This is a genomic window from Enterobacter sichuanensis (assembly GCF_002939185.1).
Lineage (GTDB): Bacteria > Pseudomonadota > Gammaproteobacteria > Enterobacterales > Enterobacteriaceae > Enterobacter > Enterobacter sichuanensis.
The window spans coordinates 23650-49503 of sequence record NZ_POVL01000039.1 but is presented as its reverse complement, the minus strand read 5'-3'; the positions used below and the strand labels follow the sequence as shown (position 1 = coordinate 49503).

At 56.9% G+C, this 25854-nt stretch carries 25 protein-coding genes; 15 read left to right on the top strand and 10 right to left on the bottom strand.

Going from position 1 to position 25854, the window contains the following annotated elements:
* Positions 1–506: 506 nt before the first annotated feature.
* From C5687_RS16935 to hemC, 5 genes are all read right to left on the bottom strand, one after another.
* Positions 507–1718 (bottom strand): MFS transporter, encoded by a 1212-nt coding sequence (locus C5687_RS16935; RefSeq protein WP_104557421.1) that lies wholly within the window; start codon positions 1716–1718, stop codon positions 507–509.
* Positions 1719–1890: 172 nt separating this feature from the next.
* Complete coding sequence (gene hemY / locus C5687_RS16930; protein WP_047959695.1) at positions 1891–3090, bottom strand: protoheme IX biogenesis protein HemY; 1200 nt, start codon at positions 3088–3090, stop codon at positions 1891–1893.
* A 2-nt stretch (positions 3091–3092) separates the two neighbouring features.
* Positions 3093–4295 carry a uroporphyrinogen-III C-methyltransferase gene (hemX, locus tag C5687_RS16925; RefSeq protein ID WP_025757560.1) on the bottom strand — a complete coding sequence of 401 codons (1203 nt, stop codon included), beginning with the start codon at positions 4293–4295 and terminating at the stop codon, positions 3093–3095.
* Between the two features lie 20 nt (positions 4296–4315).
* Positions 4316–5056, bottom strand: a complete 741-nt coding sequence (hemD, locus tag C5687_RS16920) for a uroporphyrinogen-III synthase (protein ID WP_104557420.1) — start codon at positions 5054–5056, stop codon at positions 4316–4318.
* Positions 5053–5994, bottom strand: coding sequence for a hydroxymethylbilane synthase (hemC, locus tag C5687_RS16915; protein WP_146086290.1), 942 nt, complete (start codon positions 5992–5994; stop codon positions 5053–5055). Before hemC ends, hemD begins: the two co-directional genes overlap by 4 nt.
* A 350-nt stretch (positions 5995–6344) precedes the next feature.
* Here hemC and cyaA point away from each other — a divergent pair, with 350 nt between their 5' ends.
* Complete coding sequence (gene cyaA, locus C5687_RS16905; protein WP_025757556.1) at positions 6345–8888, top strand: class I adenylate cyclase; 2544 nt, start codon at positions 6345–6347, stop codon at positions 8886–8888.
* Between the two features lie 90 nt (positions 8889–8978).
* Here cyaA and cyaY read toward each other — a convergent pair whose 3' ends face one another.
* Positions 8979–9299, bottom strand: coding sequence for an iron donor protein CyaY (cyaY, locus tag C5687_RS16900; protein WP_104557418.1), 321 nt, complete (start codon positions 9297–9299; stop codon positions 8979–8981).
* A gap of 135 nt (positions 9300–9434) precedes the next feature.
* Between cyaY and lptM the strand changes: the two genes are divergently transcribed.
* The 8 genes from lptM (at position 9435) to corA (ending at position 16363) form a co-directional block, all read left to right on the top strand.
* Positions 9435–9638 carry an LPS translocon maturation chaperone LptM gene (gene lptM, locus C5687_RS16895; RefSeq protein WP_013099260.1) on the top strand — a complete coding sequence of 68 codons (204 nt, stop codon included), beginning with the start codon at positions 9435–9437 and terminating at the stop codon, positions 9636–9638.
* 35 nt (positions 9639–9673) lie between these two features.
* The gene (gene dapF, locus C5687_RS16890) at positions 9674–10498 is read left to right on the top strand and encodes a diaminopimelate epimerase (RefSeq protein WP_008501545.1); all 825 of its coding nucleotides are present in this window, start codon (positions 9674–9676) and stop codon (positions 10496–10498) included.
* Complete coding sequence (locus C5687_RS16885) at positions 10495–11202, top strand: DUF484 domain-containing protein (protein ID WP_059385453.1); 708 nt, start codon at positions 10495–10497, stop codon at positions 11200–11202. Before dapF ends, C5687_RS16885 begins: the two co-directional genes overlap by 4 nt.
* A complete protein-coding gene (gene xerC, locus C5687_RS16880; protein WP_025757550.1) occupies positions 11199–12101 on the top strand; it encodes a tyrosine recombinase XerC in 903 nt (300 codons plus the stop codon). The genes C5687_RS16885 and xerC overlap by 4 nt, the downstream gene beginning before the upstream one ends.
* The gene (gene yigB / locus C5687_RS16875; RefSeq protein WP_025757549.1) at positions 12101–12817 is read left to right on the top strand and encodes a 5-amino-6-(5-phospho-D-ribitylamino)uracil phosphatase YigB; all 717 of its coding nucleotides are present in this window, start codon (positions 12101–12103) and stop codon (positions 12815–12817) included. The genes xerC and yigB overlap by 1 nt, the downstream gene beginning before the upstream one ends.
* Before the next feature lie 76 nt (positions 12818–12893).
* Positions 12894–15056: a DNA helicase II gene (gene uvrD / locus C5687_RS16870; protein WP_104557417.1), complete on the top strand. Its 2163-nt coding sequence runs from the start codon at positions 12894–12896 to the stop codon at positions 15054–15056.
* Between the two features lie 149 nt (positions 15057–15205).
* Positions 15206–15262, top strand: a complete 57-nt coding sequence (ysgD, locus tag C5687_RS25095) for a YsgD/CorL family protein (RefSeq protein ID WP_212743980.1) — start codon at positions 15206–15208, stop codon at positions 15260–15262.
* 150 nt (positions 15263–15412) lie between these two features.
* Entirely contained in the window at positions 15413–16363 is a 951-nt protein-coding gene (gene corA, locus C5687_RS16860; protein ID WP_025757547.1) for a magnesium/cobalt transporter CorA, read from the top strand.
* A 43-nt stretch (positions 16364–16406) separates the two neighbouring features.
* Here corA and rarD read toward each other — a convergent pair whose 3' ends face one another.
* Together rarD and yigI are read right to left on the bottom strand one after the other, a co-directional pair.
* Positions 16407–17303: an EamA family transporter RarD gene (gene rarD, locus C5687_RS16855; RefSeq protein WP_045285580.1), complete on the bottom strand. Its 897-nt coding sequence runs from the start codon at positions 17301–17303 to the stop codon at positions 16407–16409.
* Positions 17304–17354: 51 nt separating this feature from the next.
* Positions 17355–17822 (bottom strand): acyl-CoA thioesterase YigI, encoded by a 468-nt coding sequence (gene yigI, locus C5687_RS16850; RefSeq protein WP_025757543.1) that lies wholly within the window; start codon positions 17820–17822, stop codon positions 17355–17357.
* A gap of 163 nt (positions 17823–17985) precedes the next feature.
* Here yigI and pldA point away from each other — a divergent pair, with 163 nt between their 5' ends.
* From pldA to rhtC, 3 genes are all read left to right on the top strand, one after another.
* On the top strand, positions 17986–18855 hold the full coding sequence (gene pldA / locus C5687_RS16845; RefSeq protein WP_104557416.1) for a phospholipase A: 870 nt from the start codon (positions 17986–17988) through the stop codon (positions 18853–18855).
* Between the two features lie 90 nt (positions 18856–18945).
* The gene (recQ, locus tag C5687_RS16840) at positions 18946–20775 is read left to right on the top strand and encodes an ATP-dependent DNA helicase RecQ (RefSeq protein WP_104557415.1); all 1830 of its coding nucleotides are present in this window, start codon (positions 18946–18948) and stop codon (positions 20773–20775) included.
* Positions 20776–20836: 61 nt separating this feature from the next.
* Positions 20837–21457 (top strand): threonine export protein RhtC, encoded by a 621-nt coding sequence (gene rhtC / locus C5687_RS16835; protein ID WP_104557414.1) that lies wholly within the window; start codon positions 20837–20839, stop codon positions 21455–21457.
* On the opposite strand, the gene rhtB is transcribed toward rhtC, so the two are convergent.
* Positions 21454–22074, bottom strand: coding sequence for a homoserine/homoserine lactone efflux protein (gene rhtB / locus C5687_RS16830; RefSeq protein WP_047959687.1), 621 nt, complete (start codon positions 22072–22074; stop codon positions 21454–21456). The genes rhtC and rhtB overlap by 4 nt on opposite strands.
* A gap of 109 nt (positions 22075–22183) precedes the next feature.
* Here rhtB and pldB point away from each other — a divergent pair, with 109 nt between their 5' ends.
* The 3 genes from pldB to C5687_RS16815 all read left to right on the top strand — a co-directional run bounded on the left by pldB (position 22184) and on the right by C5687_RS16815 (position 24984).
* Positions 22184–23176 carry a lysophospholipase L2 gene (gene pldB, locus C5687_RS16825; RefSeq protein WP_104557413.1) on the top strand — a complete coding sequence of 331 codons (993 nt, stop codon included), beginning with the start codon at positions 22184–22186 and terminating at the stop codon, positions 23174–23176.
* Between the two features lie 25 nt (positions 23177–23201).
* Positions 23202–24002, top strand: a complete 801-nt coding sequence (gene yigL, locus C5687_RS16820; protein WP_025757535.1) for a sugar/pyridoxal phosphate phosphatase YigL — start codon at positions 23202–23204, stop codon at positions 24000–24002.
* Between the two features lie 82 nt (positions 24003–24084).
* On the top strand, positions 24085–24984 hold the full coding sequence (locus C5687_RS16815; RefSeq protein ID WP_032672477.1) for a carboxylate/amino acid/amine transporter: 900 nt from the start codon (positions 24085–24087) through the stop codon (positions 24982–24984).
* Here the strand turns inward: C5687_RS16815 and metR are convergent.
* Positions 24872–25825 carry an HTH-type transcriptional regulator MetR gene (gene metR, locus C5687_RS16810; protein WP_025757533.1) on the bottom strand — a complete coding sequence of 318 codons (954 nt, stop codon included), beginning with the start codon at positions 25823–25825 and terminating at the stop codon, positions 24872–24874. The genes C5687_RS16815 and metR overlap by 113 nt on opposite strands.
* Positions 25826–25854: the final 29 nt, after the last annotated feature.

Below are 25854 nucleotides of genomic sequence, written 5' to 3'. Positions count from 1 at the left end.
ATTTTGAACCCCGCTTCGGCGGGGTTTTTTGTTTTCTGCCACTTTTCTTCCCTGTAGTGATTCCCCGACAGCACTCCATCTTATTGTCGCGATTCAGCGACATTCAACATATTGAAAATAAAGTGTTTTCCAGGATATGTGTTTTGCTGTCTCCTCCTGGCGACATATTTCTGTATTGAACGATATGTTGTCGGGCTTAAGACGACGCTCAACAGCATAATTTCCTTTTATCTTAAAATGTTGCGCCATGTAAAACTTCCTGGTGTCATGTTGGCACGTTACATGCAATAATATGCGTGTAGATGCTCATTCCATCTCTTATGTTCGCCTTAGTGCCTCATAAACTCAGGAATGACGCAGAGCCATTTACGGTGCTTATCGTCCACTGACAGATGTCGCTTCGGCCTCATCAAACACCATGGACACAACGTTGAGTGAAGCACCAAATATGTTGTCTTACAGACCTGTTTTAACGCCTGCTTTTATAGCAGGCGTTTTTTTATGCCTTATTCCCGATACCGGCGCATGATCAGGGCCACCAACAGCAGGGCGGCTGACGAGACCATATAAAGCGCCTGCACTGAGCCAAACCCAACTGCCACCATTGCGGCAATGCCGGTGAAAAGAGAGGCGCTGAGCGTTTGCCAGCGCCAGGCTTTACCGCTGGCTGAAGCGGTTTGTGCAAAATGAAAACTACTGAGAATGCCGAACGTGCCAGCCGCGAAGAGAACATTCGAGGCCAGATGTGCGATAAAGATCATCCCCGGCGCATATACCACCCACCCGGACAACAACGGCAGTATTCCATAAGCGGCCAAAAAGATGCCGAGACAAACGATGAGTCGCGGTGTGTGAACCACAAAGCGGGTAAGACTCTCTTTTTTTAACAGCAGGGGGCCGCAAAGTTGCCCCATGCTCCTCGCGAAAAGCAGAGGCAGGGCAAGGCCCGCCGCATCCTGAGGGTGGAGTTGCTGCGCCAGTGCCGGAAGAAGCGCCATGGCCGGTGAGCCGACGGCTGCCAGCGCCGGCAGAATGAGCAGGCTGCGTTTTTGTCGAACGGTCAATGTCCCCCAGCGTAACGCCACCGGTACCTCCTTTTTGCCGGAGATCGGCAGCGCTGGCGCAGATAACCGGCGTCCAGCTAGCCACAGCAAAAACAGGGACCCGACAAAGCTGGCGGCATCAATCGCCAGCAAGGTAAACACGGATATCTTCTGGAACAACACTACGCCGAGTCCGGTGCCTAACAACACCTGCGAGGCAAAAATCACATTTTCCAGACAGGTTGCCGCAGGCAGTTCCGCTTCACTAAGGCCGCGCTTAAAAAGCAACGTCAACGCGGGCCAGCTCATCCCGCTGAGCAGCGCTTCGGTGGACTGCACGGCGAGTAGCGCGGCAATGCTGTGATAACCCACGCCAAGCAAGGGAAAGAGCAGGGCGAGCAAGCCCAGTGCTTCGGTCAGTATCAGCAGGGACAGGGGAGAATAGCGTGAGCATAGCTTTTCGCCGATCAGGCTGCCGATAAATCCCGGGATCGTAGCAAAAAGAAAAGCGAGGGTGAGCAGAGCGGGCGGGGCTGACCACGCTAACAGCAACCCGAAGACCACCACCTGGGTTAACCCATTCCCCAGCGAAGAAAAAATAAAGGCACAGGCAAGCAGGCGCAGCCAGCGATGGCAGCGTAGCGCTTCAATAAGCGCATACATAAGCGAGTTCATGACGATTTCCTTTCAAAAACGATTTAATCCACGCTGCAGAAAATGCGCGTGTGTGAAAAAAGGTTAATGAAAAGACATCGTTACATTGGCGGGTTCGTTTGCGGATTAGGGTGTAAAGAATGTAGCAGGAGAAAGGCGATAAAAAAAGGAGGCCGTCTGGCCTCCTTTTTATTTATTGCTGGCTGCCGTTATTTCGCAGCGTCAGCAATAACCCATCGCGGCGCATCGCTGCCGCCTCTTCCGGCTTATGCTGCTTGTCCAGCGTATCGGCAAGCCACGCATAGTCGAAGGCATCCGGACGCTGTTTCAGCGCCGCGCGGAAGGCAAGGCTCGCCTCCTGCCATTCGCCGTGCTTCATCAACGACTGACCGAGCGTACTCCACAGCAGCGGGCGATCGCCGACGGTTTTAATCTGCTGACGCAGCACTTTCTCGACTTGCTCAGGATTGTTGGTTTTCAGGCGCGGGATCACCATCACCAGACGATCGTCGTACTGACGCTTAAGACCGTCGAGGAGGATCTCCTGGGCGGTGTCATGATCGTCACATTCAATCAGATGTTCCGCCATTGCCACCTGCAGTGGAACCTGCTGGCGCGTTTTACGGCTCTGGTTCTTCCACCACGTTTTCAGACCGTCGCTGCCGAGATCGGCGCGCGCCTGGTCCATCAGGCCAATCCACGCCAGACGCTGAAGCTCATCACGGTGCTCATCATCGCCAACATCGGCCTTCGCCATCGACGGAATGATGTCCAGCAGCGAGCCCCACGCACCGGTACGGATATAGGCCTGCTCGGCAAGACGCAGCACTTCCGGATGACGTGGCGCGACTTCCAGCAGGCGGTCGATACCGTGGCGGGCCGCGTGGTTCTCATTGCGTGCCAGCTGCAGACGTACGCGCGTAATTTCCACCGGAATCGGGTCGCCATGCGCCAGCTCAGCCGCCCGTTCCAGGTGCTGATTGGCGCGGGCTTCATCACCGCGCTGCTGCGCCGCTTCGGCAGCAAGCAGGTAGTTCACCACCGGCTGCTCGGCATGGTCGGCATTTTTCGACATCAGCTTTTCAACCTGCTGATAGTCACCTTCTGCGAGCTTAAGCAGCGCCTGTTCGGTCTGCTTACGGGCGCGGCGGCGCTTACGGCCAACGAACCAGCCGCGCGTGTGGGCACCGGTGCGGAAAAGACGGCGCAGGATCCATTCGAGCGCAAACAGCACCACTACGCCGAGGATCAGAATGATCGTCAGGCCCGTTACGCTGGTTTCGATGTTGTAGTTATCGGTCTGGATCAGGACGTAGCCCTGATGGCCGGCAAGCATCGGCCCCAGCACGATCCCGGCGATCAGCAGAACGAAGAGTAAGAGGACTTTTAGCATCATTACTCTCCTTGCGGCGCGCTTTCAGGCGCCGGTGCGGAAGCAGGAGCGGGTGCCGCTCCGCCCGTCTGCTCTGCCGGTACGCCCGGCTGCGCCAGAAGATTGCGTACGCGCGTCTGCATCAGTTTTTCCAGAATCGGCTGGCTGGCCAGCTTGTCCGGCACGTTCATGGTGATGTTCTGCTGGCTCAGTTTATCAATGTCTTCAAGGAAGGCGGTGGTCGTCGCATCATCGGTGTTGTAGTAAGCGCGTACCCACGTTGAGACGTTATCCAGCGCCTGTTTGTAAGTCTCTTCCTGATGACGCGGCACGGCCTGAGCGGCCACCAGCAGGCGGGAACGAATATTTTCGCGCAGATAGACATCCTGGTTCGGCGCCAGCAGCGGGACCGCGGTTTCGTCGCGGCGGCGAATCGTGATAAAGCTGTCCATAAAGTTCTGCCAGCTTTTTTGCAGGTTCACGCGCCATTCGCTCAGGGAGCTGGAAAGCTCGGTCCCGTCGGAATCCATCGGGGAGTCGTCGTCGTTGTTATCCGCCAGCTGCAGGTTATCAATCTGATTCGAAAGCTGATTCACTTTAAGGATAATGCCGTCATAATCCACCTGCGAGACGGCAGAGAGGCTGGCGATGTCTTCGGTGATCGCGCGACGTGCGGTGATAAGGCTTGGATCGTTCATGTCTGCCAGGCTTGCATCGGCGCTTTTCAGCAGCGCAGCGGCAGTGGTGACGTCCTGATCGCTCCAGAGCTTACGTCCGGCGAGCTTCACCAGGAAGTCAGCCTGCGAGAGCAACCAGGTTTTGGCATCGGTACCGGAGATCGTGGCGACCTTCTGCTGCACTTCGCCCAGCTGTTTGGTCAGTTCTTCCTGTTTGCTGTTCGCTTCGGCAAGCGCGGCGGCCTGCTGTTTAATCACCGATTCCAGTTCAGTTTTCTGTGTCTCCTGCGCTTTTTGCAGGGCGCTGAGCTGATTCACCAGCGCATCGCTGGTAGAAGTCTGGTTAGCGCTCTGTTGTTTTACCAGACCGTACAGACCCACCCCGGCTGCCAGCGCAATGGCGATGGCAATCGCGCTCAGCGTGAGGCTCGTTTTGTTGCTGCCGTTTTTCTTCTCAGCGGTTTTCTCAGTCGTCTCTGGCTGTGGTGTTGTCTCCACAGTCTCCCTGGTCTCTTCAACCACGGCGGAGGATTTATCGTGTTCCGTCATTATGGCTTCCCATTTGAGAGTTATTGTAATGCGCGCAGCAGCGCATCGTTGTCGGCGTTATCAGCGATCCGAATATCATGCCAGCCCAGCTCCCGGGCCTGGTTCGCCAGACGCTCACTGACGACCAGAAGCCGACAGTGGAGTAACCAGTTTTCACGATACCATTGCGGCACAAGTGACCAGAGCTGCTGCAGCATTTCACCGCTGGTCACGACCAGTGTATTAATGCCGCGCGTATGCCAGCGCATCGCCTCTTCTGCACCGTCATAATGTTTTGCACAACGCTGGTAGCATTCGCAGAACGTCACGTTAGCCCCGCGCTCCTGCAACGTTTCACCTATCAGTTCGCGTCCGCCGTTACCGCGTAATATCAGCGCACGTTTTCCAGCAATAGTTTGTAATTCAGGTAATTGTAGCAAGACTTCACTGATTTCCCGATCTAACGGGTAACGAACGTCCGCGCCGCTTACGGTATGCAGCGCCAGTGCTGTTGTGCGGCCAATCGCGAAATAGCGGGGGGCAGTTGGCCAGGGCAGACCCTGCTGTTGCAGCTGCGCGTGGGCAAATTCCACGGCATGTTGCGATAACGCAAACAGCAGGTCACCGTCCTGAAGGGTATTCATCTGGTCGGCGAGCGCAGAGAGCTCCCGACCCGGGGAGAATTCAATCAGCGGAAAACTCCAGGCCACCTGCCCCAGTGCGCGCAGACGGCTCACTAATTGCTCTCCTGCGGGAGAAGGGCGGGTGACAAGAATACTCATGCAGGGGGTTCTCCATTATAAACGTCAGCCAGGATTTCGCGGGCGCCGTTATCCAGTAACTCTTCTGCCAGCGAGACGCCAAGCTGTTCGGCATCCTGCGCGTTGCCACGACGTTCACCGCGCACCATCTGCGAACCGTCCGGCGCGCCGACCAGCGCGCGCAGCCACAGTTCACCATTCGTCAATTCAGCATAGCTGCCAATCGGCACCTGACACCCCCCTTCGAGGCGGGTATTCATCGCACGCTCGGCTTTTACGCGGATAGCGGTCTCGTCATGGTTCAGCGGGGCAAGGAACTCGCGGGTACGCGCATCGTCCAGACGGCACTCAATGCCGACGGCACCCTGGCCAACAGCCGGCAGCGACAGTTCTGGCGGCAGTGCCACGCGAATGCGTTCTTCCAGCCCCAGACGCTTCAGCCCGGCAACGGCGAGAATAATGGCATCGTAATCACCGTTATCCAGTTTGCCCAGACGCGTGCCGACGTTACCGCGCAGCGAGCGAATGATCAGATCGGGACGACGCGCCGCCAGCTGACACTGGCGACGTAAACTGGACGTGCCAACCACGCTTCCCTCAGGCAGCGCATCGAGCGAGTCGTAGCGGTTAGAGACAAACGCATCACGCGGATCTTCGCGCTCGCAGATGGTCACCAGCCCCAGCCCTTCCGGGAACTCGACGGGCACGTCTTTCATCGAATGTACGGCGATATCGGCGCGGTTCTCAAGCAATGCCAGTTCCAGTTCTTTGACAAACAGGCCCTTGCCGCCCACTTTCGCCAGTGGCGTATCCAGGATCACATCACCGCGCGTGACCATCGGCACCAGCTCGACGCGCAATCCACTGTGGCAGGCTTCAAGGCGCTGCTTAACATAATGTGCCTGCCAGAGCGCGAGAGGGCTTTGGCGTGTGGCAATTCTCAAAACATTGTCTAACATGCTTGTTACCGTCATTATCAATCGCCAACCATCCTAACATTGTTGACTCTGGGATGGCAGTTTTACGGTTGATGAAGAGTGAGAGGGACAAGGCGGCGTATTCGTCAGCCACAGCCGTATTAAGGAATTTACACGTACAGAACGGTGCTACACTTTGTATGTAGCGCAACTTTCTTTACGGTCAATCGGCAAGGTGTTAAATTGATCACGTTTTAGACCATTTTTTCGTCGGTACCAGCATAATGATAAGGCGAAAAAGGGTAACGGTTATCTTTTTGAAATACTGCGGGGCCCGCTGTTATTCGTGTTTTGAATAGCATGCGATACCCGGAAACATCAGGCGATACGTCTTGTACCTCTATATTGAGACTCTGAAACAGAGACTGGATGCCATAAATCAACTGCGTGTGGATCGCGCGCTTGCTGCTATGGGACCTGCTTTCCAGCAGGTTTACAGTCTGCTGCCGACATTATTGCACTATCACCATCCGCTAATGCCTGGCTACCTTGACGGTAACGTTCCCAAGGGCATTTGCCTCTTCACGCCTGATGAAACCCAACAGCATTATCTCAACGAACTGGAACTCTACCGCGGCATGCCGCCACAGGAGTCTCCGAAGGGTGAACTGCCGATTACCGGGGTTTACTCGATGGGGAGTACCTCATCGGTAGGGCAAAGCTGTTCGTCAGACCTCGACATCTGGGTCTGTCATCAATCCTGGCTCGATAACGAAGAGCGTCAGCTGCTGCAGCGTAAATGCAGCCTGCTGGAGAGCTGGGCGGCGTCGCTCGGCGTGGAAGTGAGCTTCTTCCTGATTGATGAAAACCGTTTCCGCCATAACGAAAGCGGCAGTTTGGGTGGTGAGGACTGCGGCTCGACCCAGCACATCCTGTTGCTGGATGAATTTTACCGTACTGCTGTGCGCCTGGCCGGGAAGCGTATTCTGTGGAATATGGTCCCGTGCGAAGAAGAAGAGCATTACGACGATTACGTCATGTCGCTTTATGCGCAGGGCGTACTGACGCCAAACGAATGGCTGGACCTCGGCGGCCTGAGCTCGCTGTCAGCCGAAGAGTACTTTGGCGCAAGCCTCTGGCAGCTCTATAAGAGCATCGACTCACCGTACAAAGCGGTGCTGAAAACGCTGCTGCTTGAAGCCTATTCCTGGGAATACCCCACGCCACGCCTGCTGGCGAAAGATATCAAGCAGCGTCTGCACGACGGGGAAATTGTCTCCTTCGGGCTGGACGCTTACTGCATGATGCTGGAGCGCGTGACCGAATACCTGAAAGCTATTGATGACACCACGCGTCTCGACCTGGTGCGTCGATGTTTCTATCTCAAAGTGTGTGAGAAATTGAGCCGCGAGCGCGCCTGCGTCGGCTGGCGTCGTGAAGTGGTCACGCAGTTAGTGAAAGAGTGGGGATGGGGCGAAGAGCGTCTCTCCATGCTCGACAACCGGGCCAACTGGAAAATCGATCAGGTGCGTGAAGCGCACAACGAACTGCTCGATGCGATGATGCAAAGCTACCGTAATCTGATCCGCTTTGCGCGCCGTAACAACCTCAGCGTTTCCGCCAGCCCGCAGGACATCGGGGTATTGACCCGTAAACTGTACGCCGCGTTTGAAGCGCTGCCGGGTAAAGTGACCCTGGTTAACCCACAGATTTCGCCTGACCTGTCAGAACCGAACCTGACCTTTATCTATGTTCCGCCGGGCCGCGCGAACCGCACCGGGTGGTATCTGTATAACCGTGCCCCCAGCATGGACTCGATCATCAGCCATCAGCCGCTGGAGTATAACCGCTACCTGAACAAGCTGGTGGCCTGGGCCTGGTTTAACGGCCTGTTGACCTCACGCACGCGCCTGTTCATCAAAGGCAACGAGGTGGTCGATCTCGCTAAACTGCAGGAGATGGTGGCGGATGTCTCCCACCACTTCCCGCTGCGCCTGCCGGCACCCACGCCGAAAGCGCTCTACAGCCCGTGCGAGATCCGCCATCTGGCGATCATCGTTAACCTGGAATACGACCCGACGGCGGCCTTCCGCAATCAGGTGGTTCATTTCGACTTCCGCAAGCTGGACGTCTTTAGCTTTGGCGAGCAGCAAAACTGCCTGGTGGGTAGCGTGGATCTGCTGTACCGCAACTCGTGGAACGAAGTGCGTACCCTGCACTTCAACGGCGAGCAGGCGATGATCGAAGCGCTGAAAACCATTCTCGGCAAGATGCACCAGGATGCCGCGCCGCCGGACAGCGTGGAAGTGTTCTGCTACAGCCAGCATCTGCGTGGGTTGATTCGTACCCGCGTGCAGCAGCTGGTCTCGGAATGTATTGAGCTGCGTCTCTCCAGTACCCGTCAGGAAACCGGCCGCTTTAAAGCGCTGCGCGTTTCCGGCCAGACCTGGGGCCTGTTCTTCGAACGTCTCAATGTGTCAGTACAGAAGCTGGAAAACGCCATCGAGTTCTATGGGGCGATTTCGCACAACAAACTGCATGGTCTGTCGGTGCAGGTGGAAACCAACCACGTTAAGCTGCCGCAGGTGGTGGATGGTTTTGCCAGTGAAGGGATTATTCAGTTCTTCTTTGAAGAGTCGGGCGATGATGCCGGTTTCAACATCTACATTCTGGATGAGACCAACCGCGCCGAGGTTTATCACCACTGTGAAGGCAGTAAAGAGGAGCTGGTGCGCGACGTCAGCCGCTTCTACTCCTCTTCGCATGACCGGTTCACCTACGGCTCAAGCTTTATCAACTTTAACCTGCCGCAGTTCTACCAGATTGTGAACGTTGATGGCCGTGCGCAGGTGATTCCGTTCCGGACTCAGACCGTAACGCCTGCTGCCCCTGCCAATCAGGACACCGCGCCGCTGTTGCAGCAGTACTTCTCTTGACTCTTTTCGCCGGGTGGCGCTGCGCTTACCCGGCCTACAGTTCTAGTTGTTGTAGGCCCGGTAAGGCGTAGCCGCCACCGGGCAACAAAATTATCTGAAACTGACTTCCTCGCCCGCCTGCGCGGTCGCCGCCTGTTCCAGCAGATCCCAGAACGGTACGCCGCTGCGGTCGCAAACCCACTCCCCGTCTTTCAGATCGAAATGATAGCCGCCCTGTCTGGCCGCCAGCCATACCTGGTGAAGCGGCTCCTGGCGGTTAATAATAATTTTGCTGCCATTTTCGAAGCTCAGGGTCAGAATACCGCCGTTGATTTCACAATCGATATCGCTGTCGCCGTCCCAGTCGTCAAGACGCTCTTCAATGGTCATCCACAGGGTGTCGGCAAGGCGATGGAATTCACTGTCGTTCATGGTTTTGTTCCTGTTTTTCGTGATGCCGGCAGTATAACCCTAAATAAATCCCGTTGCAGGAAAGCGGCAAACTCTTGCTTTTGTGTCTTCTCCTGCGATGATAGAAACAGATTTGAACTTACGGGCAACTTTATAATGAAAAACGCTTTCCGAACGCTTGCCGTTCTCATCACGCTGTTTAGCCTGACTGGCTGCGGACTGAAGGGACCGCTGTACTTCCCGCCAGCGGATAAAACCGCACCACCGCCGACGAAACCGGTCAACAGCGGTATTGAGTCTTCTACGCCAGATACTAACGATCGTGGCAACAACGGCGGCCCGACTCAGGTTAATCTCTGACGACAACGTTCTGTACCCGCGCAATGGAGCAAATGATGCAGTTCTCTAAAATGCATGGCCTTGGCAACGATTTTATGGTCGTCGACGCGGTAACGCAGAATGTGTTTTTCTCCCCGGAATTGATCCGCCGCCTGGCGGATCGGCATCTGGGCGTGGGGTTCGATCAGCTGCTGGTGGTTGAACCACCGTACGATCCCGACCTCGATTTCCACTACCGTATTTTTAACGCGGATGGCAGCGAAGTGAATCAGTGCGGCAACGGCGCGCGCTGTTTTGCCCGCTTTGTCCGCCTGAAAGGGCTGACCAACAAGCGTGATATTCGCGTCAGTACGGCCAATGGTCGTATGGTGCTCAGCGTCACCGATGATGAGCTGGTGCGGGTGAACATGGGCGAGCCAAACTTCGAGCCTTCCGTCGTGCCGTTTCGCGCAAACAAAGCGGAAAAGACCTATATTATGCGTGCGGCCGAGCAGACAGTATTGTGCGGCGTCGTCTCAATGGGTAACCCGCACTGCGTGATTCAGGTTGATGATGTGGAAACGGCCGCCGTCGAAACCCTCGGCCCGGTGCTGGAGAGCCACGAACGTTTCCCGGAGCGCGCGAACATCGGTTTTATGCAGGTGGTGAAACGCGAGCACATCCGTCTGCGGGTTTACGAGCGCGGCGCGGGCGAGACGCAGGCCTGTGGAAGCGGCGCCTGTGCGGCGGTGGCCGTGGGCATCTCTCAGGGGTTACTGGCAGAAGAGGTGCGCGTGGAGTTACCAGGCGGTCGGCTTGATATCGCCTGGAAAGGACCGGGTCATCCACTGTATATGACTGGCCCGGCGGCACATGTCTATGACGGGTTTATCCATCTATGAAACAACCAGGGGAAGAACTGCAGGAAACAGTGACGGAACTGGACGACAGGGCTGTTGTTGATTATCTGCTGCGCAATCCTGAGTTTTTTATTCGCAATGCACGCGTCGTCGAAGAGATGCGCGTGCCACATCCGGTTCGCGGAACCGTGTCGCTGGTCGAATGGCATATGGCGCGCTCGCGCAACCACATCAGTCAGCTTGAAGAGAACATGACGCTGCTGATGGAACAGGCGAGTACAAACGAAAGTCTGTTCTACCGTCTGCTCCATCTGCAGGCGCGTCTGGCGTCGGCGCACAGCCTCGAAGAGTTCCTCAGCCGCTTTCATCGTTGGGCGCGCGAGCTTGGGCTGGCGGGCGCAACGATCCGTCTTTTCCCTGACCGCTGGCGCATTGGCGCGCCGTCGGGATTTACCCATCTGGCACTTAGCCGTCAGGCGTTTGAACCGCTGCGCATTCAGCGTCTGGGCCATGAGCATCACTATCTGGGACCGCTGAACGGACCCGAACTGCTGGTGGTATTGCCGGAGGCCAAAGCGATTGGTTCGGTAGCGATGTCTCTGATGGGGCGCGATGGCGATCTGGGGGTCATCTTATTTACCAGCCGCGACGCGCATCACTACGAGCGCGGGCAGGCCACGCACCTGCTGCAGGAGATTGCCCTGATGCTGCCTGAGCTGCTGGAGCGCTGGATTGAGCGCGTATGATGGACGGATTGCTCGCCACAGACGTCTCCCGCTTTCTGCGCTATCTGGGCGTGGAGCGTCAGCTTAGCCCTATTACCCTGCTCAACTATCAGCGTCAGCTTGATGCCATCATGCAGATTGCCGACGAAATCGGCCTGAAAAGCTGGCAACAATGTGATGCTGCGACGGTACGCGGGTTCGTTGTGCGTAGCCGTAAAAAAAATCTCAGTCCCGCAAGTCTGGCGTTGAGGCTCTCCGCCCTGCGCAGTTTCTTCGACTGGCTGGTCAGCCAGGGAGGCTTAAAAGCCAATCCGGCAAAAGGGATCGCCACGCCGAAAGCCCCGCGCCATCTGCCGAAAAATATCGACGTTGACGACGTCAACCGCCTGCTGGATATCGATCTGAACGATCCGCTGGCCGTGCGCGACCGCGCGATGCTGGAGGTGATGTACGGTGCCGGGCTACGTCTCTCGGAGCTGGTTAACCTTGATGTAAAACATCTCGACCTGGAGACCGGCGAAGTGTGGGTGATGGGCAAGGGCAGCAAAGAGCGCCGCCTGCCGATTGGCCGCAATGCGGTCTCCTGGATTGAGCACTGGCTGGATCTGCGCGGGCTGTTTGGCGCAGAAGAGGATGCGCTGTTCCTGTCGAAACTCGGCAAGCGGATCTCGGCGCGTAACGTGCAGAAGCGCTTTGCGGAGTGGGGCATTAAGCAGGGGCTTAACAGCCACGTTCACCCGCACAAGCTGCGCCACTCCTTTGCGACACACATGCTTGAGTCGAGCGGCGATCTGCGCGGCGTGCAGGAACTGCTCGGCCACGCGAATCTGTCGACCACTCAAATTTATACCCACTTAGACTTTCAACACCTTGCCTCGGTGTACGACGCGGCGCATCCACGCGCCAAACGGGGGAAATAATGCGTTTTTACCGCCCACTCGGTCAGATCTCCGCCCTGACGTTTGACCTTGATGACACCCTTTATGACAACCGCGACGTGATTCTGCGTACCGAGCAGGAGTCGCTGGCGTTTGTCCAGAACTACCATCCGGCGCTGAAGACGATACAGAACAAGGACTTCCAGAAGCTGCGTCAGTCCCTGCGGGAGACCGAGCCGGAGATTTACCACGACGTGACCGAATGGCGTCGCCGCGCGGTTGAGCAGGCGATGCTCAACGCAGGGCTCAGCGTACAGGATGCAGCCATTGGGGCTGAAGCGGCAATGGAACACTTCGCCAAATGGCGCAGCCGTATCGACGTGCCGCAGGAGACCCACGACACGCTGACTGCCCTTGCCGAAAAATGGCCGCTGGTGGCGATCACCAACGGCAATGCCCAGCCGGAGCTGTTTGGCCTGAGTGATTACTTTGAATTTGTGCTGCGTGCGGGCCCCCACGGGCGCGCGAAGCCGTTTAACGATATGTACCATCTGGCGGCGGAAAAGCTGAACCTGCCGCTGGGTCAGATCCTGCACGTGGGGGATGACCTGACCACAGACGTGGCCGGAGCCATCCGCTGCGGCATGCAGGCCTGCTGGATCAAGCCGGAAAACGCCGACCTGATGATCGCCTCCGATAGCCGTCTTCTGCCACACCTGGAAATTTCGCGGTTGGCATCCCTCACGACGCTGATATAATCATCAATTGTTCTGTATAAATTAACAGGGTTTTGGCGAATGCTATTCGCCTGCCCGACATGACGTGACGGTGCCAATGGACGTTTCTTACCTGCTCGACAGCCTTAATGACAAACAGCGTGACGCGGTTGCCGCCTCGCGCACCAACCTGCTGGTGCTGGCGGGGGCGGGCAGTGGTAAGACACGCGTGTTGGTTCACCGTATCGCCTGGCTGCAGAGCGTGGAGAACTGCTCGCCGTACTCCATCATGGCGGTCACGTTTACCAACAAGGCGGCGGCGGAGATGCGCCACCGTATCGCCCAGCTGATGGGCACCAGCCAGGGCGGCATGTGGGTCGGCACCTTCCACGGCCTGGCGCACCGTCTGCTGCGCGCGCACCATATGGATGCCAATCTGCCGCAGGATTTCCAGATCCTCGACAGCGAAGACCAGCTCCGTCTTCTCAAACGCCTGATTAAGGCGATGAACCTTGACGAGAAGCAGTGGCCACCGCGTCAGGCGATGTGGTACATCAACGGCCAGAAAGACGAAGGCTTGCGCCCGCACCACATTCAGAGCTTCGGCAACCCGGTCGAGCAGACCTGGCAGAACGTCTACAAGGCCTATCAGGAAGCGTGCGATCGCGCCGGCCTGGTGGATTTCGCCGAGCTGCTGCTGCGCGCCCACGAGCTGTGGCTCAACAAACCGCATATCCTGCAGCACTACCGCGAACGCTTCACCAATATTCTGGTGGACGAATTCCAGGATACCAACAACATCCAGTACGCGTGGATCCGCCTGCTGGCCGGCGATACCGGCAAGGTAATGATCGTGGGTGATGACGACCAGTCAATCTACGGCTGGCGCGGGGCGCAGGTAGAGAATATCCAGCGCTTCCTCAATGACTTCCCGGGCGCACAGACCATCCGTCTGGAGCAGAACTACCGCTCAACCAGCAATATCCTGAGCGCGGCCAACGCCCTGATTGAAAACAACAACGGGCGTCTGGGGAAAAAACTGTGGACCGACGGCGTCGACGGCGAACCGATTTCGATTTACTGCGCCTTCAACGAACTCGATGAAGCCCGCTTCGTGGTGAACCGCATTAAAACCTGGCAGGACAACGGTGGCGCGCTGGAACAGTGTGCCATTCTCTATCGCAGCAACGCCCAGTCGCGCGTGCTGGAAGAGGCGCTGCTGCAGGTGGGGATGCCATACCGCATTTACGGCGGTATGCGCTTCTTCGAACGTCAGGAAATCAAAGACGCGCTCTCGTATTTGCGCCTGATTGCCAACCGTAACGACGACGCGGCGTTTGAGCGCGTGGTCAACACGCCAACCCGTGGCATTGGTGACCGCACGCTGGACGTGGTGCGCCAGGCCTCGCGCGATCGCCAGCTGACGCTGTGGCAGGCGTGCCGCGAGTTGTTGCAGGAAAAAGCCCTTGCCGGCCGCGCTGCCAGCGCCCTGCAGCGTTTCCTCGAGCTGATTGACGCGCTGGCGCAGGAAACGGCCGACATGCCGCTGCACGTGCAGACCGACCGGGTGATCAAAGACTCCGGCCTGCGCACCATGTACGAGCAGGAAAAAGGCGAGAAAGGCCAGACCCGTATTGAGAACTTAGAAGAGCTGGTGACGGCAACGCGCCAGTTCAGTTACAACGAAGAAGATGAAGACCTGATGCCGCTGCAGGCGTTCCTCTCTCACGCTGCGCTGGAAGCGGGCGAAGGGCAGGCGGACACCTGGCAGGATGCGGTTCAGCTGATGACCCTGCACTCCGCCAAAGGTCTGGAGTTCCCGCAGGTGTTTATCGTCGGTATGGAAGAGGGAATGTTCCCGAGCCAGATGTCGCTGGATGAAGGCGGACGCCTGGAAGAGGAGCGTCGTCTGGCCTATGTCGGCGTGACGCGAGCGATGCAAAAGCTGACGCTGACCTACGCCGAAACCCGCCGCCTGTATGGTAAAGAGGTCTATCACCGCCCGTCGCGCTTTATCGGTGAGCTGCCGGAGGAGTGCGTGGAAGAGGTGCGTCTGCGTGCCAGCATCAGCCGTCCGGTCAGTCATCAGCGGATGGGAGCGCCGATGGCGGAAACCGACACCGGCTACAAGCTGGGCCAACGTGTGCGCCATTCTAAGTTTGGCGAAGGGACCATTGTGAATCTGGAAGGCAGCGGTGAGCACAGCCGCCTGCAGGTGGCGTTCCAGGGGCAGGGAATCAAATGGCTGGTGGCAGCCTACGCGAAGCTGGAAACGGTGTAAGATTCAGAAAAATATCATTATTTTGTAATAATCTGCTAACCTTATACGTTGAAGGTCAATTAATGCCCTTCAGCGTTCCGTTGCGTGTTGACGCCACAGTTATAGCTGGCGTAACATGCGCGCACGATTACGCTAAGAGGACATTCGCCTTGGACACACCCAGTAGATACTGGCTCAATTCCCTGTCATCCAGGAACAACTCCTAAGGCTATCTCCTCTTGCTGATGGCCTTAGTGGTTGTCAGCGACTGCATTATTCCCGTCGCGCTGAGTCAGGCTGTTTAATGGTCTGAAACCCAATTTGTTTCTGTGTGCCCACCGAACTGTCCGATTTTTTTTGCATTGGGAGTCCCGGTCATGTTGAGCGCATTTCAACTCGAAAATAACCGACTGACGCGGCTTGAAGCCGAAGAGTCACAGCCCCTCATTGATGCCGTATGGGTGGATCTGGTCGAGCCGGACGACGATGAACGCCTTCGCGTACAATCTGAGCTGGGACAAAGCCTGGCGACACGCCCGGAACTGGAAGACATCGAAGCATCTGCGCGTTTTTTTGAAGACGAAGACGGTTTGCACATTCACTCTTTCTTCTTCTTTGAAGATGCCGAAGACCACGCGGGAAACTCCACCGTGGCGTTTACCATTCGTGATGGCCGCCTGTTTACCCTGCGCGAGCGTGAGCTGCCGGCATTCCGTCTCTACCGCATGCGCGCCCGCAGCCAGCCATTAAATGACGGTAATGCCTGGGAGCTGCTGCTCGACCTGTTCGAGACCAAAATTGAACAGCTGGCGGACGAGATTGAAAACATCTACAGCGATCTGGAAAAGCTGAGCCGTGTCATCATGGAAGGCCATCAGGGCGATGAGTACGACGAAGCGCTCTCCACCCTGGCGGAGCTGGAAGATATCGGCTGGAAAGTGCGTTTGTGTCTGATGGATACCCAGCGCGCGCTGAACTTCCTGGTGCGCAAGGCGCGTCTGCCGGGCGGCCAGCTGGAGCAGGCGCGGGAGATCCTGCGCGATATCGAATCTCTGCTGCCGCACAACGAATCCCTGTTCCAGAAGGTCAACTTCCTGATGCAGGCGGCGATGGGCTTTATCAACATCGAGCAGAACCGCATCATCAAGATCTTCTCGGTGGTATCCGTGGTGTTCCTGCCGCCGACGCTGGTGGCCTCCAGCTACGGGATGAACTTTGAGTTTATGCCGGAGCTGAAGTGGAGCTTTGGTTACCCGGGGGCGATTATCTTTATGATCCTCGCCGGGCTAGCGCCGTATCTGTACTTTAAGCGTCGTAACTGGCTGTAAACATCTGGCGGGTAGCGCTGCGCTTACCCGCCCTACAAAACACCTACATTCCTTTGCGGGCCCTGCGCTGGGTGTAAATCGCATCGGCGACAAAAATCGCCAGCGCCACCCAGATAAAAGCGAACGTCACCATTTTATCCGCACCCGGCACTTCACCGTAAAACACCACCGCCAGCAGGAACATCAGCGTCGGGCCAATATACTGGAAGAAGCCCAGGGTAGAGAGACGCAGGCGCGTCGCCGCACCGGTGAAGCACAGCAGTGGGATCGTCGTTACCACACCTGCCGCCATCAGCATCAGATTCAGCGACCACGGGTTGCTGCCCATATGGCTGGTCGGGCTGTCGGCGATGCCGAAAAGATAAATCGCCGCAACCGGCAGCAGCCACAGGGTTTCAAACAGCATGCCGGTTTGTGCTTCGACAGCTATCTTTTTACGCACCAGGCCATAAAAGGCAAAGCTGAACGCCAGGCCGAGGGCAATAATCGGCAACGAGCCGAAGGTCCAGAGCTGTACCATCACGCCGCAGAAGGCCAGAATGACGGCCACCCACTGCATACGTCGGAAGCGCTCGCCGAGGAAAATCATCCCCAGCACAATATTCACCAGCGGGTTAATGAAGTACCCCAGACTCGCTTCGAGCATGTGGTGGTTATTCACTGCCCAGATAAACAGCAGCCAGTTACCGCCGATCAGCACGGCAGAGAGCGCCAGCAGGAAAATCTTCTTCGGGGTTTGCAGCAGCGTTTTGACGCCTGACCACTGACGGCTGAGGCTCATCAGCGCAATCATAAAGAAGAACGACCAGATGACGCGGTGAGTCAGGATCTCATCGGCCGGAACGTCGGCGATAAGCTTGAAATACGCCGGGGCGATACCCCAAATAAAATAAGCGGCAAGGGCGAGTAAAACGCCCTGCCGCGTCTGTTTAGCATCCATCGGGAAAATCCGTTACAAAAAAGTGAAATAATTTTACCCGATTTTGCAGCCTCAACCCACCATATAAGTGGCAGTTGCGCTGGCGATATAGACCTGTTCCTCGTTGTGTAATTCAACGCGTGCCACGGCAACTTTGTTGCCCGCGCGCAGCAGGCTGCTGGTACAGGTAAAGCGATTTCCGCGCCCCGGGCGAAGATAGTCAACGCGTAAGTCGATAGTGCCCATGCGTGCCAGACGCTGGCGAAGTTCGTCTTCGTTGATGGTGTCATGGCGGGTCAGCGTGCTGCCCACACAGACCAGGCCTGCCGCGACGTCCAGCGCGGAGGCAATCACCCCGCCGTGTAAAATACTTTGCGCCCAGTTACCCACCATCATCGGCTGGTTGTTGAAACTCAGCTGGGCAAAGTCCTTTTCATAACGCTCCAGCTCCAGTCCCAGCGCACGGTTAAACGGCATATGGTAAACAAAAATCTCGCCCACGAGTTTTAACACTTCATCGGCGGTAAGCATGGCTGACATGAGGCATCACATCCTTATTGTTAATGAAATGTTGATTTTATGCCTCAGCAATAAGGAATTCCACTTTCAGAAACGAGGATGCAGCAGTTGTCGCAGAAGTCTGTAGAATGACTGCCACATAACTATTCAACGAAATTTACTCTTTTGCAGGAGAACACCACCGATGCGGACGTATCTGGCCTGGTTACTGGCGGCGGTTTCGCTGCCCCTCACAGCGTATGCGCAGGAAGCGACGATCAAAGAGGTGCATGACAAACCTGCCGTTCACGGCAGCATTATCGCCAACCTACTTCAGGAGCATGACAATCCGTTCACGCTCTATCCGTATGACGCCAACTACGTGATTTACACCCAGACCAGCGACCTCAACAAAGAGGCGATAAGCTCCTATAACTGGTCTGATAATGCGCGTAAAGATGAGGTGAAGTTCCAGCTCAGCCTGGCCTTCCCGTTCTGGCGCGGCATTCTGGGGCCGAACTCGGTGCTGGGCGCGTCTTACACGCAGAAATCCTGGTGGCAGCTCTCTAACAGCGGAGAGTCCTCCCCGTTCCGTGAAACCAACTATGAGCCACAGCTGTTCCTCGGTTTTGCAACGGATTATGAGTTTGCGGGCTGGACACTGCGTGACGTCGAAGTGGGCTTTAACCATGATTCTAATGGCCGTTCCGACCCGACTTCCCGTAGCTGGAACCGCGCCTATACGCGCCTGATGGCGCAGAACGGCAACTGGATGGTGGAGGTGAAGCCGTGGTATGTGGTGGGCGAAACCGATGACAACCCGGACATCACCAAATACATGGGCTACTACCAGCTTAAAGTCGGCTATCAGCTGGGCGATGCCGTGCTGAGCGCGAAGGGCCAGTATAACTGGAACACCGGTTACGGCGGTGCGGAAGTGGGCTTAAGCTACCCAATGACGAAGCACGTGCGTATCTATACGCAGGTCTACAGCGGTTACGGCGAGTCGCTTATCGACTATAACTTCAACCAGACCCGTGTCGGCGTGGGCGTGATGCTGAACGACATTCTCTAGGCAGCTCGAATGTTTTTGCGTTAAACGTTGAAGTTTCTCTCTCAGGCGCTGAAAATAGCGCCTGTTTTATTTTTCGCAGATGGGGTTAATGTGGCGCAGGCGGAAGTATTGAATCAGGAGTCGCTGGCTAAACAGGTTTTGCATGAAACCTTTGGCTACCAGCAGTTCCGCCCTGGCCAGGAAACCATCATTGAAACGGTGCTGGAAGGCCGCGACTGCCTGGTGGTGATGCCAACCGGCGGCGGTAAATCGCTCTGTTATCAGGTGCCCGCGCTGGTGCTTAACGGCCTGACGGTGGTGGTATCGCCCCTGATTTCGCTGATGAAAGACCAGGTGGACCAGCTGCTCGCTAACGGCGTGGCGGCGGCCTGCCTTAACTCCACGCAATCCCGCGAGCAGCAGCAGGAAGTGATGGCCGGGTGCCGCACCGGGCAGATCCGCCTGCTGTATATCGCGCCCGAACGCCTGATGCTGGATAACTTCCTCGACCATCTCGCGCACTGGAACCCGGTGCTGCTGGCGGTGGATGAAGCGCACTGTATCTCCCAGTGGGGACACGATTTCCGTCCGGAATACGCCGCACTCGGTCAGCTGCGTCAGCGCTTCCCCGAGCTGCCGTTTATGGCGCTTACCGCCACGGCAGATGACACTACCCGTCTGGATATTGTTCGCCTGCTGGGGCTGAACGACCCCTATATTCAGGTCAGCAGCTTCGACCGCCCCAACATCCGCTATATGCTGATGGAAAAATTCAAGCCGCTGGATCAGCTTTTACGCTACGTGCAGGAGCAGCGCGGCAAGTCCGGCATCATCTACTGCAACAGCCGTGCGAAGGTGGAGGACACCGCCGCGCGCCTGCAAAACCGCGGCTTTAGCGCGGCGGCTTACCATGCCGGGCTGGAAAACCACATCCGCGCCGACGTGCAGGAAAAATTCCAGCGCGACGACCTGCAGATTGTGGTGGCGACGGTGGCGTTCGGCATGGGGATCAACAAGCCAAACGTGCGCTTTGTGGTGCACTTCGACATTCCACGCAATATCGAATCCTACTATCAGGAAACCGGTCGCGCCGGGCGTGACGGTCTGCCTGCGGAAGCGATGCTGTTCTACGATCCGGCTGATATGGCGTGGCTGCGCCGCTGCCTGGAAGAGAAGCCGCAGGGACAGCTGCAGGATATCGAACGGCACAAGCTCAACGCGATGGGCGCGTTTGCCGAAGCGCAAACCTGCCGTCGCCTGGTGCTGCTCAACTACTTTGGTGAAGGGCGACAGGAGCCGTGTGGCAACTGCGATATTTGCCTCGATCCGCCGAAACAGTACGATGGTCTGATGGACGCGCGTAAGGCGCTCTCGACCATTTATCGTGTGAATCAGCGCTTCGGGATGGGCTACGTGGTGGAAGTGCTGCGTGGTGCCAATAACCAGCGTATCCGAGATATGGGCCACGACAAGCTGCCGGTCTACGGTATTGGCAAGGATCAGAGTCACGAGCACTGGGTCAGCATTATTCGTCAGCTGATTCACCTCGGTTTTGCCACACAGAACATCGCCCAGCACTCCGCGCTTCAGCTCACCGAAGCCGCGCGCCCGGTGCTGAGGGGGGACGTTGAACTGAAGCTTGCCGTGCCGCGCGTTATCGCCCTGAAGCCGCGAGTGATGCAAAAATCGTACGGCGGCAACTACGACCGCAAGCTGTTTGCCAAACTGCGCAAGCTGCGTAAAGCCATCGCCGATGAAGAAAACATCCCGCCTTACGTGGTGTTCAACGACGCGACGCTGATCGAGATGGCCGAACAGATGCCGCTGAGCGCCAGCGAAATGCTCAGCGTTAACGGCGTTGGCACGCGCAAGCTGGAGCGTTTTGGTAAGGAGTTTATGGCGCTTATCCGTTCCCATGCTGACGGTGATGATGAGGAGTAGTCAGCCGGGCGAAAAAGTGCCAGGATGGTGACTCACTGAATTATTTCCCCGCGAGCGAATTATGTTAATGCTATTTCTCACCGTGGCGTTAGTGCACATCGTTGCGCTGATGAGCCCGGGCCCTGACTTCTTCTTCGTATCACAAACCGCGGTCAGCCGCTCCCGCAAAGAGGCGATGATGGGCGTGCTGGGTATCACCATGGGCGTTATGGTCTGGGCGGCGGTGGCGCTGCTTGGCCTGAACCTGATTCTGGCGAAAATGGCCTGGCTGCATAACATCATTATGGTTGGCGGTGGCCTGTATCTGTGCTGGATGGGCTACCAGATGCTGCGCGGGGCGCTGAAGAAAGAAGAGAAAAAACCGCAAGAGCCAAAGATTGAGCTGGCAACGGGCGGCCGCAGTTTTGTAAAAGGTCTGCTGACCAACCTGGCGAACCCGAAAGCGATTATCTATTTCGGCTCTGTCTTCTCGCTCTTTGTCGGCGACAGCGTTGGCGCGGGCGCACGCTGGGGGATCTTCCTGCTGATCGTGGTTGAGACGTTTGCCTGGTTCACCATCGTGGCGAGCCTGTTTGCCTTACCGGCGATGCGCCGTGGCTACCAGCGCATCGCGAAGTGGATTGACGGCTTCGCCGGCGCGCTGTTCGCCGGCTTCGGTATTCATCTCATCATTTCTCGCTAAGCGTGACGCGCTGACGCAAGCAGCGCGCCAACCAGCATGAACAGCGAACCAAACACCTTATTCAGGGCCTTCATCTGTTTAGGCCCTTTAATCCATGCCGCAATTCGCTGCGCCAGCGTCGCGTAACCAATCATCACGATGATATCAACGATAATGGTGGTCGCGCCCAGCACCACGTACTGCATCACCTGGGGCTGATGCGGCACGATAAACTGCGGGAACAGCGCGGCGAGGAAGACGATGCTTTTCGGGTTGGTCAGGTTAACGAACACCGCACGCTTAAACAGATGGCCACGATTTTGCGTCTGCGCGAGCGTGTTCAGGTTGATGGAGCCCGCCGCGCGCCACTGCTGAATACCCAGCCAGATCAGATACGCTGCCCCGGCCCATTTCAGTACTTCAAACGCCAGCACCGAGCGGGAGAACAGGGTGCCCAGACCAATCCCGACCAGCACGATGTGAATGCCCAGTCCGGCCTGCAAACCAGCAATCGACGCCGCCGCACCGCGATAGCCGTGATTAATGGAGGTGGTCATGGTGTTAATGGCGCCCGAGCCTGGTGAAAGGCTAAGGATGATGGATGTCAGCAGGTAAGCGAACCACCACTCGAAGGTCATTTGAAACTCCCGAATCGTCTGTTTTTATGCCACAATACGCTATTGTTGAGTCATTTTGTGACCGGTGACGAAAAAACGATATTCCTTGGCTTAGGTGAGTAGAAACCCGATGTTTCAGCAGAAAAAGGACTGGGAAACACGAGAAAACGCATTTGCTGCTTTCTCCATGGGGCCGCTGACCGATTTCTGGCGCCAGCGTGAGGAAGATGAGTTTACGGGTGTCGGTGATATTCCGGTACGCTTTGTGCGTTTTCGCGATAAGAAAAATGACCGGGTCATTGTGGTCTGCCCCGGGCGTATCGAGAGCTACGTCAAATACGCCGAACTGGCCTATGACCTGTTCCATCTTGGCTTCGATGTGTTGATTATCGACCATCGCGGGCAGGGGCTTTCCGGCCGCCTGTTATCGGACACGCATCGCGGCCATGTGGATAACTTCAGTGATTACGTCGACGATCTCGCCGCGTTCTGGCAGCAGGAGGTCGAGCCTGGCCCCTGGCGGAAGCGCTATATCCTGGCACACTCGATGGGCGGTGCGATTTCAACGCTGTTCTTACAGCGCCACCCGCATCAGTGCGACGCCATTGCGCTCACCGCGCCGATGTATGGCATCGTCATGCGTTTTCCTGACTGGATGGTACGTCATATTCTCGACTGGGCTGAGGGCCATCAGCGCATTCGGGAAGGCTATGCCATCGGAACGGGGCGCTGGCGAGCATTGCCCTTTGCGATGAACGTCCTGACGCACAGCCGACAGCGCTATCGTCGTAACCTGCGTTTTTATGCCGATGAGCCGCGCCTGCGCGTGGGCGGCCCGACATATCACTGGGTACGTGAAGGGATCCTTGCCGGTGAGCAGGTTCTGGCAGGCGTCGCGAATGATGACACGCCAACCCTCCTGATTCAGGCTGAAGAAGAGCGTGTGGTGGATAACCGCATGCATGACCGCTTTTGTGAACTCCGCGCTGCCGCCGGCCACCCTTGTGAAGGGGGAAAACCGTTGGTTATCAACGGCGCGTACCATGAGATCCTTTTTGAAAAGGACGCTATGCGCTCAGTCGCGCTTAACGCCATCGTCGAGTTTTTCGACCGGCATAACTGATTGTCTATTGAGGTTAAATTTTCCTATGTACCAGGTTGTTGCATCTGATTTAGATGGCACGCTGCTCTCCCCCGACCACACCCTGTCGCCTTACGCGAAAGAGACCTTAAAGCTGCTGACTGCCCGGGGCGTGAACTTTGTGTTTGCCACCGGCCGCCACCACGTAGACGTGGGGCAGATCCGCGATAATCTTGAGATCAAATCGTACATGATCACCTCCAACGGTGCGCGCGTACATGATACCGACGGCAATCTGATCTTTACGCACAACCTGGATCGCGATATTGCTGCCGATCTGTTCGGTGTGGTGCACAATAATCCGGCTATCGTCACTAACGTTTATCGCGATGACGACTGGTTCATGAACCGCCATCGCCCGGATGAAATGCGTTTCTTCAAAGAAGCGGTATTCAACTACTCCCTGTATGAACCAGGCCTGCTGGAGCCGGATGGCATCAGTAAAGTGTTCTTCACCTGCGACAGCCATGAAGAGCTGCTCCCGCTGGAGCAGGCGATCAACGCCCGCTGGGGCGATCGCGTTAATGTCAGCTTCTCAACGCTGACCTGTCTGGAAGTGATGGCGGGAGGTGTCTCCAAAGGCCACGCCCTGGAAGCGGTCGCGAAACGTCTGGGCTTTGGGCTGAAAGATTGTATCGCCTTTGGTGACGGCATGAACGATGCCGAAATGCTATCAATGGCAGGTAAGGGCTGTATCATGCAGAACGCGCACCAGCGTCTGAAAGATCTGCACCCGGAACTGGAAGTGATTGGTTCTAACGCTGATAACGCGGTACCGAAGTATCTGCGCAAACTGTTCCTTGAATAATCTTCATTCGGTTATTTATTGCTCAGTTGTCAACTAAAGAGTTCGCTACAATGCCTCTCCTTATTTCTGAGAGACAAGCATTGTGGCGCTACTCATTATCACCACTATCCTGTGGGCCTTCTCCTTTAGCCTGATTGGCGAATACCTTGCCGGTTCGGTCGACAGCTACTTCTCGGTGCTGATGCGCGTGGGGCTGGCGGCGCTGGTGTTCCTGCCGTTTCTGCGTACGCGCGGGCAATCGTTGAAAACGATCGTGCTGTATATGCTGGTGGGGGCGATGCAGCTCGGCATCATGTATCTGTTTAGCTTCCGGGCTTACGTCTACCTGTCCGTCTCTGAATTCCTGCTGTTCACCGTGCTTACGCCGCTCTATATCACGCTGATCTACGATTTGCTCAGCAAGCGCCGCCTGCGCTGGGGATACCTGCTGAGCGCGGCACTGGCGGTGATTGGCGCGGCGATTATTCGCTACGACAAAGTGAGCGATCACTTCTGGACCGGGCTGATGTTCGTCCAGCTCGCCAACATCAGTTTCGCCATCGGCATGGTGGGCTACAAGCGTCTGATGGAAACCCGTCCGATGCCGCAGCATAACGCGTTCGCCTGGTTCTATATGGGGGCTGCGATTGTTGCGGTGGCGGCGTGGTTTATGCTCGGTAATCCGCAAAAACTGCCAACCACGAACGTGCAGTGGGGCGTTCTGGTCTGGCTGGGCGTGGTGGCTTCAGGGCTGGGATACTTCATGTGGAACTACGGCGCGACCCAGGTCGACGCCGGTACACTGGGGATCATGAACAACGTGCATGTCCCGGCGGGGCTGCTGGTTAACCTCGCCATCTGGCAGCAACAGCCGCACTGGCCGAGCTTCCTTATTGGGGGAACGGTGATCCTGGCTTCGCTGTGGGTCCATCGCCGCTGGGTCGCTCCGCGCTCCGCACAAACGGAAGATGGTCGCACGCGTGGTTCCGCGCTGAGCGAATAAACGCCTCTGTAATCGGCTGTCGCTGCTCGCCATCGCGCACGGCGGCGTACAGCCGGCTCCACAGTCCTTCACCCAGGGTTTTAGTGACCACCAGGCCCTGGCGTTCAAAACTCTCCACCACCCAGTGCGGCAGCGCTGCGATACCCATTCTGGCCGCCACCATCTGAATCAACAGCAGGGTGTTATCCACGCTTTTCAACTGCGGGCTAATGCCTGCCGGCTGCAGGAAGTGACGCCAGATATCCAGACGACTGCGCTGAACCGGATAAATTAGCAGCGTTTCTGTCGCCAGGTCTTCCGGCGTGATGCGCGTTTTGGCCGCCAGCGGATGGTCCGGCGCCAGCACCAGGCGCACTTCATAATCAAACATCGGTGAATAGTGCAGGCCACTGCGCGGCAGAATATCGGACGTCATCACCAGATCCAGCTCGCCCTGCTGCAACGAGGGCTGCGGGTCGAACGTCACGCCGGATTTAAAGTCCATCTCCACCTGTGGCCACTTCTGGCGGAAGTTCTCAAGCGCGGGGGTCAGCCACTGGATACAGCTGTGGCACTCAATGGCGATACGCAGTGTGGTCTGCTGCGGTTCGTTACACGCCTGCAGCGCGCTGGCGATCTGCGGCAGGACCTGATTCGCCAGCTGCAACAGGATCTCGCCCTGCGGTGTAAAGCGCAGCGGCTGGCTCTTACGCACAAAAAGACGAAAGCCGAGGCGTTGTTCCAGATCGCTGAACTGGTGAGAAAGGGCGGACTGGGTCTGGTGCAGCGTGGCCGCCGCTGCCGCGAGCGAGCCGCAGTTCCGTAACGCCTGGAGCGTTTTCAGGTGTTTTATCTCGATCATGAAAGTCCTTCACTTCGGCATGAACATTT

Bases quoted from the DNA above. Each gene is read 5' to 3' on its own strand.
- yigB (WP_025757549.1), top strand. From the start codon at position 12,101: ATGCGTTTTTACCGCCCACTCGGTCAGATCTCCGCCCTGACGTTTGAC.
- cyaY (WP_104557418.1), bottom strand. From the start codon at position 9,299: ATGAACGACAGTGAATTCCATCGCCTTGCCGACACCCTGTGGATGACC.
- hemD (WP_104557420.1), bottom strand. From the start codon at position 5,056: ATGAGTATTCTTGTCACCCGCCCTTCTCCCGCAGGAGAGCAATTAGTG.
- rhtC (WP_104557414.1), top strand. From the start codon at position 20,837: ATGTTAATGCTATTTCTCACCGTGGCGTTAGTGCACATCGTTGCGCTG.
- dapF (WP_008501545.1), top strand. From the start codon at position 9,674: ATGCAGTTCTCTAAAATGCATGGCCTTGGCAACGATTTTATGGTCGTC.
- xerC (WP_025757550.1), top strand. From the start codon at position 11,199: ATGATGGACGGATTGCTCGCCACAGACGTCTCCCGCTTTCTGCGCTAT.
- rhtB (WP_047959687.1), bottom strand. From the start codon at position 22,074: ATGACCTTCGAGTGGTGGTTCGCTTACCTGCTGACATCCATCATCCTT.
- lptM (WP_013099260.1), top strand. From the start codon at position 9,435: ATGAAAAACGCTTTCCGAACGCTTGCCGTTCTCATCACGCTGTTTAGC.
- corA (WP_025757547.1), top strand. From the start codon at position 15,413: ATGTTGAGCGCATTTCAACTCGAAAATAACCGACTGACGCGGCTTGAA.
- yigI (WP_025757543.1), bottom strand. From the start codon at position 17,822: ATGTCAGCCATGCTTACCGCCGATGAAGTGTTAAAACTCGTGGGCGAG.
- C5687_RS16935 (WP_104557421.1), bottom strand. From the start codon at position 1,718: ATGAACTCGCTTATGTATGCGCTTATTGAAGCGCTACGCTGCCATCGC.
- yigL (WP_025757535.1), top strand. From the start codon at position 23,202: ATGTACCAGGTTGTTGCATCTGATTTAGATGGCACGCTGCTCTCCCCC.
- pldA (WP_104557416.1), top strand. From the start codon at position 17,986: ATGCGGACGTATCTGGCCTGGTTACTGGCGGCGGTTTCGCTGCCCCTC.
- pldB (WP_104557413.1), top strand. From the start codon at position 22,184: ATGTTTCAGCAGAAAAAGGACTGGGAAACACGAGAAAACGCATTTGCT.
- hemY (WP_047959695.1), bottom strand. From the start codon at position 3,090: ATGCTAAAAGTCCTCTTACTCTTCGTTCTGCTGATCGCCGGGATCGTG.
- hemC (WP_146086290.1), bottom strand. From the start codon at position 5,994: ATGTTAGACAATGTTTTGAGAATTGCCACACGCCAAAGCCCTCTCGCG.
- uvrD (WP_104557417.1), top strand. From the start codon at position 12,894: ATGGACGTTTCTTACCTGCTCGACAGCCTTAATGACAAACAGCGTGAC.
- rarD (WP_045285580.1), bottom strand. From the start codon at position 17,303: ATGGATGCTAAACAGACGCGGCAGGGCGTTTTACTCGCCCTTGCCGCT.
- metR (WP_025757533.1), bottom strand. From the start codon at position 25,825: ATGATCGAGATAAAACACCTGAAAACGCTCCAGGCGTTACGGAACTGC.
- C5687_RS16885 (WP_059385453.1), top strand. From the start codon at position 10,495: ATGAAACAACCAGGGGAAGAACTGCAGGAAACAGTGACGGAACTGGAC.
- hemX (WP_025757560.1), bottom strand. From the start codon at position 4,295: ATGACGGAACACGATAAATCCTCCGCCGTGGTTGAAGAGACCAGGGAG.